At 71.7% G+C, this 13,657-nt stretch carries 14 protein-coding genes; 6 read left to right on the forward strand and 8 right to left on the reverse strand.

The window, feature by feature from the left end:
• Positions 1–4: 4 nt before the first annotated feature.
• Positions 5–1,240: an MFS transporter gene (locus QQX13_RS09100; RefSeq protein WP_301153186.1), complete on the reverse strand. Its 1,236-nt coding sequence runs from the start codon at positions 1,238–1,240 to the stop codon at positions 5–7.
• A complete protein-coding gene (locus tag QQX13_RS09105; RefSeq protein WP_301144525.1) occupies positions 1,237–1,662 on the reverse strand; it encodes a MarR family winged helix-turn-helix transcriptional regulator in 426 nt (141 codons plus the stop codon). Before QQX13_RS09105 ends, QQX13_RS09100 begins: the two co-directional genes overlap by 4 nt.
• Before the next feature lie 183 nt (positions 1,663–1,845).
• Between QQX13_RS09105 and tig the strand changes: the two genes are divergently transcribed.
• Positions 1,846–3,177, forward strand: a complete 1,332-nt coding sequence (tig, locus tag QQX13_RS09110) for a trigger factor (protein ID WP_301153188.1) — start codon at positions 1,846–1,848, stop codon at positions 3,175–3,177.
• A 75-nt stretch (positions 3,178–3,252) separates the two neighbouring features.
• Here the strand turns inward: tig and QQX13_RS09115 are convergent, their stop codons facing one another.
• Positions 3,253–3,804, reverse strand: coding sequence for a DUF4190 domain-containing protein (locus QQX13_RS09115; RefSeq protein WP_301153190.1), 552 nt, complete (start codon positions 3,802–3,804; stop codon positions 3,253–3,255).
• 130 nt (positions 3,805–3,934) lie between these two features.
• Positions 3,935–4,333: a DUF4190 domain-containing protein gene (locus QQX13_RS09120; protein ID WP_301153192.1), complete on the reverse strand. Its 399-nt coding sequence runs from the start codon at positions 4,331–4,333 to the stop codon at positions 3,935–3,937.
• Between the two features lie 214 nt (positions 4,334–4,547).
• On the opposite strand from QQX13_RS09120, the gene QQX13_RS09125 reads away from it, so the two are divergent.
• From QQX13_RS09125 to QQX13_RS09140, 4 genes are all read left to right on the forward strand, one after another.
• Positions 4,548–5,126: an ATP-dependent Clp protease proteolytic subunit gene (locus QQX13_RS09125; RefSeq protein ID WP_301118628.1), complete on the forward strand. Its 579-nt coding sequence runs from the start codon at positions 4,548–4,550 to the stop codon at positions 5,124–5,126.
• Positions 5,123–5,827: an ATP-dependent Clp protease proteolytic subunit gene (locus QQX13_RS09130; protein WP_301118599.1), complete on the forward strand. Its 705-nt coding sequence runs from the start codon at positions 5,123–5,125 to the stop codon at positions 5,825–5,827. The genes QQX13_RS09125 and QQX13_RS09130 overlap by 4 nt, the downstream gene beginning before the upstream one ends.
• Positions 5,828–6,031: 204 nt before the next feature.
• Positions 6,032–7,288, forward strand: a complete 1,257-nt coding sequence (gene clpX, locus QQX13_RS09135) for an ATP-dependent Clp protease ATP-binding subunit ClpX (protein ID WP_301118598.1) — start codon at positions 6,032–6,034, stop codon at positions 7,286–7,288.
• A 119-nt stretch (positions 7,289–7,407) separates the two neighbouring features.
• Positions 7,408–8,469, forward strand: a complete 1,062-nt coding sequence (locus QQX13_RS09140; protein WP_301153194.1) for an endonuclease domain-containing protein — start codon at positions 7,408–7,410, stop codon at positions 8,467–8,469.
• 76 nt (positions 8,470–8,545) lie between these two features.
• On the opposite strand, the gene valS is transcribed toward QQX13_RS09140, so the two are convergent.
• The 4 genes from valS to QQX13_RS09160 all read right to left on the reverse strand — a co-directional run bounded on the left by valS (position 8,546) and on the right by QQX13_RS09160 (position 13,145).
• Positions 8,546–11,302 (reverse strand): valine--tRNA ligase, encoded by a 2,757-nt coding sequence (valS, locus tag QQX13_RS09145; protein ID WP_301153196.1) that lies wholly within the window; start codon positions 11,300–11,302, stop codon positions 8,546–8,548.
• Positions 11,303–11,333: 31 nt separating this feature from the next.
• Positions 11,334–12,071, reverse strand: a complete 738-nt coding sequence (locus QQX13_RS09150; RefSeq protein WP_301153197.1) for an anti-sigma factor — start codon at positions 12,069–12,071, stop codon at positions 11,334–11,336.
• Entirely contained in the window at positions 12,071–12,661 is a 591-nt protein-coding gene (locus QQX13_RS09155; RefSeq protein ID WP_301153199.1) for a sigma-70 family RNA polymerase sigma factor, read from the reverse strand. The genes QQX13_RS09150 and QQX13_RS09155 overlap by 1 nt, the downstream gene beginning before the upstream one ends.
• A gap of 64 nt (positions 12,662–12,725) precedes the next feature.
• Entirely contained in the window at positions 12,726–13,145 is a 420-nt protein-coding gene (locus QQX13_RS09160; protein ID WP_301153200.1) for a DUF4383 domain-containing protein, read from the reverse strand.
• A gap of 94 nt (positions 13,146–13,239) precedes the next feature.
• Between QQX13_RS09160 and QQX13_RS09165 the strand changes: the two genes are divergently transcribed.
• Positions 13,240–13,653, forward strand: a complete 414-nt coding sequence (locus QQX13_RS09165) for a carboxymuconolactone decarboxylase family protein (protein WP_301118590.1) — start codon at positions 13,240–13,242, stop codon at positions 13,651–13,653.
• The last annotated feature ends 4 nt before the right edge of the window (positions 13,654–13,657 follow it).

The following is a 13,657-nucleotide window of genomic DNA, read 5'->3' on the forward strand; positions in this document are numbered from 1 at the left end:
GGCGCTACGCGGCATCGCCCACGGAGATCGCGACGGCCTCGACCGCGGGGCTCTCGGCGAGGTGCGCGTCGACGCGTGCGAGCAGGTCACGGGAGGCGCGCACCACGATCGCGCCGGCGAGGACGGCCGCGGCCGCGACCGTGTAGGGCAGCCAGTCGCCCGCCTGCGACGCCAGCCAGGCCGCGAGCGGCGGCGCGACCGCTCCGCCGAGGAAGCGCACCGACGAGTAGGCGGAGGAGGCGACCGTGCGGGGGAGGTCGGTGGCCTCCATGACGGCCTCGGTGAAGACCGTGTTGAGCACGCCCAGCAGCAGGCCGCCGACCACCACGCAGACCACGAGCGCCGACGGCGAGCCGACGGCCGCCGCCGCCGCGAGGAGGTCCGCGGAGAGGAGGGCGAGCGTGACGGCGAGCACGCTGGTGCGGCGGTAGCGCGCGGTCAGGAGGGGTGCCACCCACACCGACGTGACGGCCACGCCCACGCCCCACCCGAAGAACGTCAGCCCCAGCTCGATGGCGCCGAAGCCCAGGGGGAAGGGCGTGTACGCGAGCAGGGTGAAGAAGCCGATGTTGTACAGCACCGCGGTCACCGCGAGGCGGCGCAGGCCCCGCTCGCGGCGCAGCGCCGAGAACGGCGCGCGCAGCGGCACCCGGACCCGCGGGGTGGTGTCGTCCCTGTGCATCACGAGCAGCGCGACGAACGCGATCGCCATCAACGCCGCCGTGCCGAAGAACGGGGCGCGCCAGCTGACCTCGCCCAGCAACCCGCCGAGCAGCGGGCCGATCGCGATGCCGAGCCCCAGCGCGGCCTCGTAGAGGATGATCGCGTTCCCGGCGCCGCCGGCTGCGGCGCCGACGATGGTGGCGAGCGCCGTCGAGATGAACAGCGCGTTGCCCAGGCCCCAGCCGGCGCGCAGCCCGATGATGGTGTTCACGTCTCCCGCAGCGCCCGCGCAGGCGGCGAACACCACCACCAGCCCGAGCCCGATGAGCAGCGTCCGGCGCGCGCCGATCCGTCCAGACACCCAGCTGGTCACCAGCATCGCGAGCCCGGTGACCAGCAGGTACGAGGTGAACAGCAGCTCCGCCTGCGTGGGGCTCGCGTCGAGCTGCGCGGAGATGGCGGGGAGGATCGGGTCGACCAGGCCGATGCCCATGAAGGCGATGACCGCGGCGAACGCGACGGCCCAGACCGCGCGGGGCTGGTGCAGCAGGCTGGAGGTGGCGGGGGAGCGGCTCATAGGGACTCCTTGTCGAGAGCGGTGAGGATCTCGACGGTCGCGGCGAGGTGCTCCCACGCGTCGGCGTCGAGTCCGGAGAAGTAGGGGGAGAGGGCGCCGCCGAGCTCGGCACGCCAGTCGGCGATCGCGACGCGGCCCTCATCCGTGAGGGTGAGGATGGCGGCGCGTGCGTCGTCAGGGTCGGGCCCCTTCACGACGAGGCCCTGCTCGGTCAGCTGCTGGGCGATCTGGGTGAGCGCCGGCTGGCTCACGCGCACGGCGGCCGCGAGGGTGCCGATGCGCTGGGGCCCCTCGCGGTCGAGGATCGACAGCAGGCGCCACGACGACGCGGGCGTGGAGTTGCCCGTGGCCTGCGCGGCAAGGCGGGTCAGGCGCTGGGTCTGGGCGACGAGCTCGACGATCACGCGGCGACGGTTTTCCATAAGCAACTTATTTAAGTGGCTGATGTACAAATGTCAAGGCGACGACTCGTGCCCGAGGCTCCCGGGCATCGTCCGGTTCGAATTGGGTCGTTCGCGTATGGCGGGTACGCTTGTGGGGTTGCCCGACCACCGGGAGCCGACGGAGCACCCGCGGGCCCCACACCCCACCATTCAGGAGTAGTAGTGACCAGCGCCCTCGAGAAGATCGACGCCACGACTGTCAAGCTGACGGTCAACCTCACCGAGGAGGACCTCAAGCCCTCCATGGAGCACGCCTACGAGCACGTGGGCAAGCAGGTGCAGATCCCCGGCTTCCGCAAGGGCAAGGTCCCCGCGAAGGTGCTGGAGCAGCGCGTGGGCAAGGGCGCGATCATCGAGCACGCCGTCAACGACGGCCTGCCCGGCTGGTACTCGGAGGCCGTCAAGGAGTCGGGCATCCGCCCCTTCGGCCAGCCCGAGGTCGAGGTCACCAAGATCCCCGGTGTGGTCGCCGGTGACGAGGGCCTCGAGTTCACCGCCGTGGTCGAGGTCCGCCCCGAGGTGACCCTGCCCGCCGCCGCCGACCTCACCATCGAGGTCGAGCCGGTCGCCGTCTCCGACGAGGACGTCAACGAGCGCCTCGACGCGCTCCGCGAGCGCTTCGGCACCCTGGTCTCGGTCGACCGCCCGGCCGCCGAGGGCGACTTCGTCACCATCGACCTCACCGCCGTGATCGACGGCGAGACCATCGACTCGGTCCAGGGCACCTCGTACCAGATCGGTGCGGGCAACATGCTCGAGGGCATCGACGAGGCGATCACCGGTCTGTCCGCCGACGAGACCACCACGTACGAGGGCCCGCTCGCCGCGGGCGACCACGCGGGCGAGACCGCCCAGATCACCGTCACGGTGACCGCGGTGAAGGCCCGCGAGCTCCCCGCGGCCGACGACGACTTCGCGCAGCTCGCCTCCGAGTTCGACACCATCGAGGAGCTCCGCGAGGACCTCACCGAGCAGGCCGCGCGCATCAAGACGAACAACCAGGCCATGGAGGCCCGCGAGCAGCTCCTCGAGAAGCTGACCGAGGCCACCGAGTTCGAGCTCCCCAAGAAGGTCATCGAGACCGAGGTCCACAACCACCTCGAGAACGAGAACCGCCTCGAGGACGACGAGCACCGCGCCGAGGTCACCGAGGAGGCGACCAAGGCCCTGCGCACGCAGATCCTGCTCGACCAGCTCGCGGACGACCTGGACATCGAGGTCGAGCAGTCGGAGCTCCTCGACTACCTGATCAACTCGTCGCGCCAGTACGGCATGGACCCGGGCACCTTCATCCAGCAGGTGGAGCAGGCCGGCCAGATCCCCGCGATGGTCGCCGAGGTCGCCCGCTCGAAGGCCACCGCCTTCGCGCTGCGCCGCGCCACCGTGGTCGACACCGCGGGCGCCGCGGTGGACCTGTCCGCCGTGATCGGCTCGCTCGAGGACGAGAAGTCGGAGGAGGCCGAGGAGGCCGCCGCCGAGACCGCCGAGGCGTAACCAGCCGCAGACGCGACAGCGCCCCGGTCACCGTGAGGTGGCCGGGGCGCTGTGCTGTCCGCGGTGCGGGCGCCGCTACTGGGTGTCGAGGTCGGTGCACCAGCTGGCGGGGTTGTCGCCGCCGCACTCGTTCACGAGCCAGCCGGCGAAGGCGATGATCGCGATGGTGGCGACGATCCCCAGCACGATCAGGATGTAGCCGATCACCAGGGCGGCGACGCCCTGGCCGCGGTTGTCGGCCTCGCCGCGCTTGACCGCCGCCAGGCCCAGGTGGCCGAAGATGACGCCGGCGATCGCCGTGATGCCCGTGATGAGACCGAGCAGGGAGAGCACCATGCCCGTGGTGTTCATCCAGTTCTTCGGGTACGGCGTGGTCATGGGCGCCGCGGCGTACTGAGGGGCGCCGTACGCCGGCGGGGCCGCGTACTGGGGGGCGCCGTACCCCGGCGGGGGCGGGGGCGTCGAGCCGGGCGGCGGCGGGGGCGTGGCGCCGGGCTGCTGGCCGTACGGCGCGGCGGGCGGCTGCGCGTACGGGTCGGCCGGAGCGGCCTCGCCGCTCGGCTCGGGCTGATACGCCCCGGACCCCGTGGGGTCCTGGGGGTTCGGGTTCTGGTCCTGGGTCGACACGTCCCCTCCTCGGTGCTCGGGTGCCGGACGCCTCCAGGCTATTGCCCGGCGGTGCGCCGCGCATCGTCCCGTCGGTGGATCCGAGCGGCGTCGCACCTCGGGGTTCACCCTGGCGGTGGCGGGGCGAGGGCTACGGGGTGGTGCTGCACCAGGACGCGGGATCGGGCCCGGCGCATTGCGACACGACCCAGCCGACGAAGCCGAGCACGACCACCATGATGACGATGCTCAGGCCCAGCAGGATGTAGCCGAGGATCAGCCCCGCGAGACCCACGCTGCGGTTGTCCGCCTCGCCGTGGGCGACGGCGTTGAGGCTCAGGTGCCCGAAGACGATGCCGGCGATGGCGGTGACGCCCGTGACCAGCCCCACCAGCGACAGCACGAGCGAGGTGACGCCCATCCAGTTCTTCGCGCGCCACGGCGGCGGGGGATAGGGGCCGGGTGGCGCGGCCGCGTGGGGCGGAGGCCCCGGGGACGGTGCCGGCGCGACGTCTCGCTGCGGGGTCGGAGTCTCGGCTGAGGTGCTCATGATGCCCTCCTTCGGCCAGCGCCTCTGGGGACCTCATCTCCACGGTAGTCCCGCCGGTGCGGGCCCGCATGCTCTGCCCGCGCATCGTTCCCCCCGTAGCGAAAACCGGGGTCAAACGGCATGGGGGTGTCCTCGTGTCGCGTTAGTGTCGAGCAGGACGCACGACAGGAGGAGAGGCGTGGACCACATCACCGCACGAGGCGACGGGCCCGGGATGGCCCTCAACGACTCGATCTTCAACCGGCTGCTGCGGGAGCGGATCATCTGGCTGGGCGACGAGGTGCGCGACGACAACGCGAACGCCATCTGCGCGCAGATGATGCTGCTGGCGGCCGAGGACCCGGACCAGGACATCTACCTCTACATCAACAGCCCCGGCGGCTCGATCACCGCGGGCATGGCGATCTACGACACGATGCAGTACATCAAGCCCGACGTCGCGACCGTGGCGATGGGCATGGCGGCGTCGATGGGACAGTTCCTGCTGAGCTCCGGTGCTCCCGGCAAGCGCTTCGCGACGCCGCACGCCCGCGTGATGATGCACCAGCCCTCCGGCGGCATCTACGGCACGGCGACGGACATCCGCATCAACGCCGAGCTCATCATGCACATGAAGAAGACGCTCGCCTCGCTGACCGCCGAGCAGACCGGCAAGACCGTCGCGGAGATCACCAAGGACGCCGACCGCGACCGGTGGTTCACCGCGGACGAGGCGCTCGAGTACGGCTTCGTCGACAAGGTCATCAAGCACGCGGCCGAGGCCGGCGACAAGTCCCAGGGAGGCAAGGCGTGAGCGAGATCCAGCGCGCGTTCCAGGCGGCCGGACGCACGGCCGGCACGTTCGGCGGCGGGGCCTACGACGCCCCCTCGTCGCGATACATCCTCCCGCAGTTCGAGGAGCGGACCGCCTACGGCTTCAAGCGTCAGGACCCCTACGCGAAGCTGTTCGAGGACCGCATCATCTTCCTCGGCGTGCAGATCGACGACGCGTCGGCGGACGACGTGATGGCGCAGCTGCTGGTGCTCGAGTCGCAGGACCCGGACCGCCTGATCACGCTGTACATCAACTCGCCCGGCGGCTCGCAGACCGCGCTGACCGCGATCTACGACACGATGCAGTACGTCAAGCCCGAGATCCAGACCGTGTGCCTGGGTCAGGCGGCGTCCGCGGCGGCGGTGCTGCTCGCGGCGGGCACGCCCGGCAAGCGCCTCGCGCTGCCCAACGCCCGCGTGATGATCCACCAGCCGCGCATCGAGGGCGGCGCCCGCGCCCAGGCCTCGGACATCGAGATCTACGCGGAGGAGATGCTCCGCATGCGCGAGTGGCTCGAGAACACGCTCGCCTACCACTCCGGCCAGACCCCGGAGAAGGTCCGCGAGGACATCGAGCGCGACACGTTCCTCTCGGCCGAGCAGGCCAAGGAGTACGGCCTGGTCGACGTGGTCCTCGAGTCGCGCAAGGGCGCGACCGCGGTGGCCGCGCCGCCCGCCTGACCCGCGCATCGTCCCGTCCGAGGGGCTCCGGCACGCGCCGGAGCCCCTCGGCGCGTTTCCGGGCCGTGTCGGGGAGGTCACGATTCGGCTGACTTGCTTGGTGTCCTTCCTGCTAGGCGGATTCCGGGCCCGACGGACCGGCGCGCCGCCCCGCGCGTGTCACACCGCCTGGGTAGCCTGGAGGGGCGTGAGAGGAGACTCCCGATGAATCGACCCGCGGACAGCGGCGACCTGCTGAAGTGCTCGTTCTGTGGCAAGACGCAGAAGCAGGTGCGCAAGCTCATCGCGGGCGGTGGCGTGTACATCTGCGACGAGTGCATCGAGCTGTGCAACGAGATCATCGAGGAGGAGTTCGCCGAGCAGGTCGAGGCCGAGCTCACCGAGCTGCCCAAGCCGCGCGAGATCTACGACTTCCTCGAGCAGTACATCGTGGGCCAGGACCAGGCGAAGCGGGCGCTGTCCGTCGCGGTGTACAACCACTACAAGCGCGTCCGCGCCGGCGAGACCCGCACCAAGGCGGACGACGACCAGATCGAGATCGCCAAGTCCAACGTGCTGTTCATCGGTCCCACCGGCACCGGCAAGACCTACCTCGCGCAGACCCTCGCGAAGATGCTGAACGTACCGTTCGCGATCGCCGACGCCACCGCGCTGACCGAGGCCGGCTATGTGGGCGAGGACGTCGAGAACATCCTGCTGAAGCTGCTGCAGTCGGCTGACTACGACGTCGACAAGGCGCAGCGGGGGATCATCTACATCGACGAGATCGACAAGGTCGCCCGCAAGGCGGAGAACCCGTCGATCACCCGCGACGTGTCCGGCGAGGGCGTGCAGCAGGCGCTGCTCAAGATACTCGAGGGCTCCGTGGCGTCGGTGCCGCCGCAGGGCGGGCGCAAGCACCCGCACCAGGAGTTCATCCAGATCGACACCACCGACGTGCTGTTCATCCTCGGCGGGGCGTTCGCGGGTCTCGAGGAGATCATCTCGGCGCGTGTGGGCCGTAAGGGCATCGGCTTCGGGTCGACGCTCAAGGAGGCGGACAACACCGACCTGTTCTCTCAGGTCACGCCGTCCGACCTGCACAAGTTCGGGCTGATCCCCGAGTTCATCGGCCGGATGCCCGTGATCGCCACGGTGTCGCCGCTGGACGTCGATGCGATGGTCTCGATCCTCACCGAGCCCAAGAACGCGCTGGTGAAGCAGTACCAGCGGATGTTCGACCTCGACAACGTCGAGCTCGAGTTCGAGCCGGCCGCAGTGCGCGCGATCGCCGAGCAGGCGCTCGAGCGCGGCACGGGCGCGCGCGGCCTGCGGGCGATCATGGAGGAGGTCCTCCAGGACACCATGTTCGAGGTCCCCGGCCGCGACGACATCTCCCGCGTGGTGGTGACGGAGGCGACGGTGCTGAGGCGCGGCGAGCCGACGTTCGAGGGCCGCGACCTGGAGGCCGGCGCAGCGTAGTCGGTTGCCCTCAACCCGCTGCGCACCAGTCGCACCCGCCCTCAACCGGCTGCGGGGAAGTGAGCGCCCGATCTGGGCGTTCGTGAACTCCTGCGGGAGGTTCAGCGACCATCGGGCCGGTGCTCACAGCCCACGGCTCGACGTGGCGCATCCCCACGGCGCCGGGCACGGCGGCGGTGCTCCTGTCGGAGTCCTACAACGGCTGCATGACACACCTCCGTGCGATCCCTCGCACGAGCACAGCGCTCACCATCAGCGATGCGCTCGCGCGTGATCCGAGGGCCTTCACCTTCGCCGAGCTGGTCGCGTTGTCATCCCACAAGCGCGCTCGGGGCGCCGTCGCTCGGGGCGATGCCGTCAGGCTGGCGCCGGATTCCTACGTCGCGGCATTGCACGCGGACTCGTTCGCGGCGCGCGCCGACGCCGCGCTGCTCTGGGCGGGCCCCAATGCGGCGCTGGCGGGCAGCGCGGCGCTGTTCGCGTGGGGACTGATCGACGCCCCTCCGATAGAGATCGAGATCGCGGTGCCGCACGACGAACGCCCCTACCCTCCGCCGTGGATCCGTGTCCGTCGCCTGACGTATCGACCGCGCACGCGCCGGATCGGCCGTGCCACCGTGCTGAGTCCGTCGCTCGCGATCGTCCTGGGATTCGGCGGCCTTGCTCGGGACTCGCGCGGCGCGATGGTCTTCCGGGCCGTCACCCGGGGTGTCGCCAGCGCCGACGAGCTGGCGGATGAGCTCGCCCGGGTGCCACGGTGCCGGGCGCGCAAGGAGCTGATGCGAAGGATCGACGCCGCCGCTCGCGGCGCCGAGAGCCACCTCGAGGAGCAGGGTGCGCGGACGGTGTTCAACACCCGGGAGTTCGCGCGCTTCGTCCGACAGCACCGGGTGCGGGTCCGGGGCGAGCGCTTCCGGATCGACATGTACGACCCCGGGACCATGACCGCCGTCGAGCTCGATGGCGCGGCCTATCACTCGAGCCCCTATCAGCGCCAACGTGACGTCCGAAGGGACGCGATCCTCGCGAGCGTGGGGATCCTGACCGTGCGGCTGACCTACGAGGACATCACCGAGAGGCCGGAGTGGTGCCGGTCGGTGGTGCGCGACGTCCTCCGGTCCAGGCGGGTGCAGGCCTCGAGTTCCCCGCAGGAGTCGAGGACCTCGCAGAAAGGGCGCTGAGTTCCCCCCTGCCGGAGCGGTGAGGGTGGAGGCGCGAGGGTGCGGGTGCGGGTGCGGGTGAGGGTGAGGGTGGGGGTCAGGCCAGGACCGCGTTCTCCGTCCGCATCACCGTCGGATCCGCGATCTCGTCGACCGAGCCGTCCTCCGGCGCCTCGCCGTCCACGCCGGGCTCCAGCGCCGCGACGGCGTCCACGATCTGCATCGTGCGCACCCGACCGGCCGCGAGCAGGTCGGGCTCCGCGGCCCGCACGAACGCGACCTTGGCCTCCGGGACCAGCAGGTCGATCGACTCGATCTCGGTGCGCTGCGACACCTTCGCCTCGGACTTCACCTTGCGGAGCACCGAGAGCGCCTCGCCCGCGGCGGCCAGCAGGGGAGCGCCGCCCGAGGTCGTGCCCGCGGCGGCGCGCACCGGCGCCGAGACCGGCCACGCGGCGCGGTGGACCGAGCCCTCCTGGTACCAGCTCCAGACCTCCTCGGTCGCGAACGGCAGCACCGGCGCGAACAGGCGCAGGAACACGCCCAGCGCCGTCACCAGCGTGGCGCGCGCGGACGCGGCTCCCTCGGAGCACGGCGCGAACGGGTCGATCGCCTCGCCGGGCGCGGCGCCGTCGTACGCGCGGGTCTTCACGAGCTCCAGGTAGTCGTCGCAGAACGTCCAGAACAGGGTCTCGGCGACCTCGAGCGCCTTCGTGTGGTCGTAGCCGTCGAGCGCGGCGGTCGCGGCGTCCACCACGTCGGCCAGCGCGGACAACATCGCGGAGTCGAGGGCCTCGGTCACCGGCTTGGCGGTGACGGCGGCGGCCGCGGACACGCCCTCGGCGAGCGACGAGCCCGCGGCGGTCGCGACGCCCGAGGCGCCCAGCACGAACTTCGACGCGTTCAGCACCTTCATCGCGAGGCGGCGGCCGATCTTCATCTGGCCCTCGTCGAACGCGGCGTCGGTGCCCAGGCGTGCCGCGGCGGCCCAGTAGCGGACCGCGTCCGAGCCGTGCGACTCGAGCAGCCCCATCGGGGTCACGACGTTGCCCTTCGACTTCGACATCTTCTTGCGGTCGGGATCGAGGATCCAGCCGGAGATCGCCGCGTGCTTCCACGGCAGGGTGCCGTGCTCGGCGTGCGAGCGCACCACCGTGGAGAACAGCCAGGTGCGGATGATGTCCTGGCCCTGCGGGCGCAGGTCCATCGGGAAGGTGGCGGCGAACAGCGCCGGGTTGTCGCGCCAGCCGCACACGATCTGCGGGGTGAGCGAGGACGTCGCCCACGTGTCCATGATGTCCTTCTCGCCCGTGAAGCCGCCGGGGACGTCGCGCTGCGACGCGTCGAAGCCCGGGGGCACGTCGGCGGACGGGTCCACCGGGAGCGCGTCCTCGGACGGCACGATCGGGTGGTCGTAATCGGGCGAGCCGTCCGCGAGCACCGGGTACCAGACCGGGATCGGCACGCCGAAGAAGCGCTGGCGCGAGATCAGCCAGTCGCCGGTGAGGCCCTTCACCCAGTTCTCGTAGCGCACGCGCATGAAGTCGGGCACGAAGTCGAGCTCCGCGCCGCGGGCGACCAGGTCCGCATTGAGAGAGGCGTCCGTGCCGCCGTTGCGGATGTACCACTGCCGGGTGGTCACGATCTCGAGCGGCTTGTCGCCCTTCTCGAAGAACTTCACCGGGTGGCTGATCGGGCGCGGCTCGCCCTCCATCAGGCCCTTCTCGACCAGCATCTCCACGATCCGCTTCTGGGCGGAGAACACGGTCATCCCGGCGATCTCGCCGTACGCGGCGAGCCCCTCGGGGGAGGAGATCCCCGCCGGCGCCTCGGGGAGCACCCGGCCGTCCCAGCCGAGCACCGGGCGCGTCGGCAGCTTGAGCTCGCGCCACCACGTCACGTCGGTGATGTCGCCGAAGGTGCAGATCATCGCGATGCCGGAGCCCTTGTCGGGCTGCGCCAGGTGGTGCGGCACGACGGGGACCTCGACGCCGAACAGCGGGGTCCGCACGTGGGTGCCGAACAGGCCCTGGTAGCGCTCGTCGTCCGGGTGCGCGACCAGCGCCACGCACGCGGGCAGCAGCTCGGGGCGGGTGGTCTCGATCCACACCGTCCCGAAGGATCCGGTCGCCTCCTCCATGTCCGCCGCCGGCTCGAAGGCGAGCCGGTGGTACGCGCCGGGGCGCTCGCGGTCCTCGAGCTCGGCCTGCGCGACGGCGGTGCGGAACGTCACGTCCCACAGCGTGGGGGCCTCGGCCTGGTAGCACTCGCCGCGACCGAGCCCGCGCAGGAAGGCCTGCTGCGCGACCGCCTGCGAGGACGGGGAGATGGTCTGATAGGTGCGCGACCAGTCCACGGACAGGCCCAGGTGGCGCCACAGCGCCTCGAACTGCTTCTCGTCCTCGGCGGTGAGGCGCTCGCACAGCTCGACGAAGTTGCGACGGGAGATCGGCTGCTGGTCCGCGGCCTTGACCGACTTGCCCTCGCCGCCGGCGAACGGCGGCTCGTAGCCGTCCACGTACGGCAGCGTCGGGTCGCAGCGCACGCCGTAGTAGTTCTGCACGCGGCGCTCGGTCGGCAGGCCGTTGTCGTCCCAGCCCATCGGGTAGAAGACCTCGCGGCCCTGCATGCGCTGGTAGCGCGCGACCACGTCGGTGTGCGTGTAGGAGAACACGTGACCCACGTGCAGCGACCCGGAGACGGTCGGCGGAGGGGTGTCGATCGAGTAGACCTGCTCACGGGTGGCCGACTCGTCGAACCGGTAGGTCCCGGCGGCCTCCCACGACTCGTTCCAGCGGTCCTCGAGGCCGTCGACGGTCGCCTTGTCAGGGATGCGAGAAGTCATGGGGGACATTCTTCCAGAGCCGGGACGATGCGGCGGTCGGCTAGAGCTCGACGGCCGCCACCACCTCCGTGGGCGTGGTGGAGCCCTCCCCGGGCCGGGCGGGGTCCCACGGCTCGACGGACACGGCCACCGCGGCGGCGCCGTCGAGCGGCGTGATCCAGGACGATGCGTAGGTGCCGTCGGGCGTGGGCCGCAGCACCGGCCCGGGCACGGGTGCGCCGCCGTCGGCCGGCACCACCCACACCTGGTACGTGAGGTCGTCGCCCAGCGCGGGGAGCGAGCCGTCGATGGCGATGCCGTCCGCCTCCTCGCCGCCCACGGCGTGCGAGACCCATACCGTCGCCCCGCCGAGACCGAGCGCCAGATCCTCGCGATCGCCCGCCGCCCGGATCCGCTCGTAGTCGGTGATGGTCGAGCCGTCGGTGCCGAGGCCCTGGAGCAGCGAGACGACGCCCACGCCGGCCACCACCAGGACGGCGGCGGCCAGGGCGAGCACCCGTGCGACGGGGCGCCGCCGTCGCGCCGCGGCAAGGGACGATGCCGGTCGCGGCGCCTGCGGCGTGTCCCGCACCTCGCGGGCGATCCGGGAGGCGAGGTCGGCCGAGGGGCCCGGCACCGCATCGTCCCGGGTCTCGGCGAGCGCCTCGACGGTCGTCGCGAGCGAGCGCAGCTCGGCACGGCATCGGGTGCACGAGTCGAGGTGCGCCTCGAAGTCGCGGAGCTCCTCGGGGTCGAGGGCTCCGATCGCGTAGCCCGCTGCCAGGTCGTGGACGTCCATCACGCTCCCTCCAATGCATCGCGCAGGCGGCCCAGGCCGTCGCGGATCCTGGTCTTGGCCGTGCCCAGCGGCACGCCCAGATGGTCGGCGACCTCCGCGTGCGTGCGGCCGCCGTAGAAGGCGGCCTCGACGGCCTCGCGCTGCAGGGCGGAGAGCCGTCCGAGCGCGGTGCGCACCCGGTCGGTCTGCCAGGCCCGGTAGTCGTCCTCGACCACGGCGTCCTGGGGGACGGGCGCCGCGCCGGGCGCTCCCAGGGTCGTGGCCTCGTGCTCGGCCTGCACCCGCTGGCGCTGCTCGCGGCGCACGCGGTCGACTGCGCGGCGGTGGGTGATCATGAGCACCCAGGAGCGCGCGGTCGCGCGCCGGGGATCGAACGAGGCCGCCCGGCGCCAGGCCTCGACCAGCGCCTCCTGGGTCACGTCCTCGGCCAGCTGCGGATCCCGGACTGTTCGCAGGGCGAGGCGGTGGGCCTGGGGGAGCAGCTCCGTGTACAGCCGCTCGAAGGCGCGAGCGTCGCCGCGGCCGGCGGCGACGAGCAGAGCATCCAGGTCCACCGTCACCTCCTCGCGGTCGTCGATCCTCGGGGTCATGCGGGCTCCCATCCCACCATGCCGGCCCGGGGCGCCCTTCAGCGACGCGCCCCGGGCCGGGGTCTCAGGCGCGGACCGGCTCCTCGACGCGGGCCCGGCGGTCCGCGGCCACGGCGATGCCGATCAGCAGCACGGCGGACGCGGCGTGGAGCACGTTGTCGGCCGAGTTCAGCGCCAGGATGTTGAGCGAGTGATCGCCGCCGATGAACGGACCGAGCGCGGCCAGCAGCAGGTACGCGGCGCCGATCACGCCGTTCGTGACACGCGACGCGCTGATCGAGGCCCGGGCCGCGAGGATCATGGCCGCGCCGATCAGCAGGTGCGCCACGTTGTGCGTGACGTTGACCTCGAAGATCCCGAGGAGCATGCCGCCCTCGTGGCCGGCGGCGGCGTGGCCCCCGGAGACCGTGAAGCCGAGAAGCCCGACCAGGACGTAGACGGCGCCGAACGCCGTGCCGATGCTGCGGTTGATGCTGCCCTTCATGCTGTCCTCCTTGCTAGGTGTTGACGAGGCGGGTTCGCGCGGCCCACCGGCGCGGATTGGAGGGATTTCACGATCGGGCCGGTAGCCTCCCGTTATGCGGGCGACGCTGGCGGGGGACGTGCTCAAGGAGCTGGAGGCTCTCGACGCGCGCGCCGGCGCCCAGCTGGAGCCCCGGCTGCGCGACATGCTCCGCCTGCGGGTGTCCTACCTCAACGGATGCGTCAACTCGATCCGCCTGCATTCCGAGTCGCTCACGCTCGAGGGCGTCCGCCCCGACGTGATCGCCGCGCTCGCGCGCCCCGTGCGGCTCATGCGCGCGGGCCTGGTCTCCGACGGCGAGGAGGCGGCGCTCCGGCTCGCGGAGGTGCTGACCGATGCGCCGCGCGGTCTCGAGCCCGAGGCGCGCGTGGACGCCGGGCACTGGTACAACTCGACGCAGATCGGCGCGATCGTGCAGACGGTGGCGCTCACCAACGCGTGGAACCGCGTCCTGCGCGGCACCGACTGACCGG

Source organism: Demequina lignilytica, assembly GCF_030418375.1.
GTDB classification, from domain to species: Bacteria; Actinomycetota; Actinomycetes; order Actinomycetales; family Demequinaceae; genus Demequina; species Demequina lignilytica.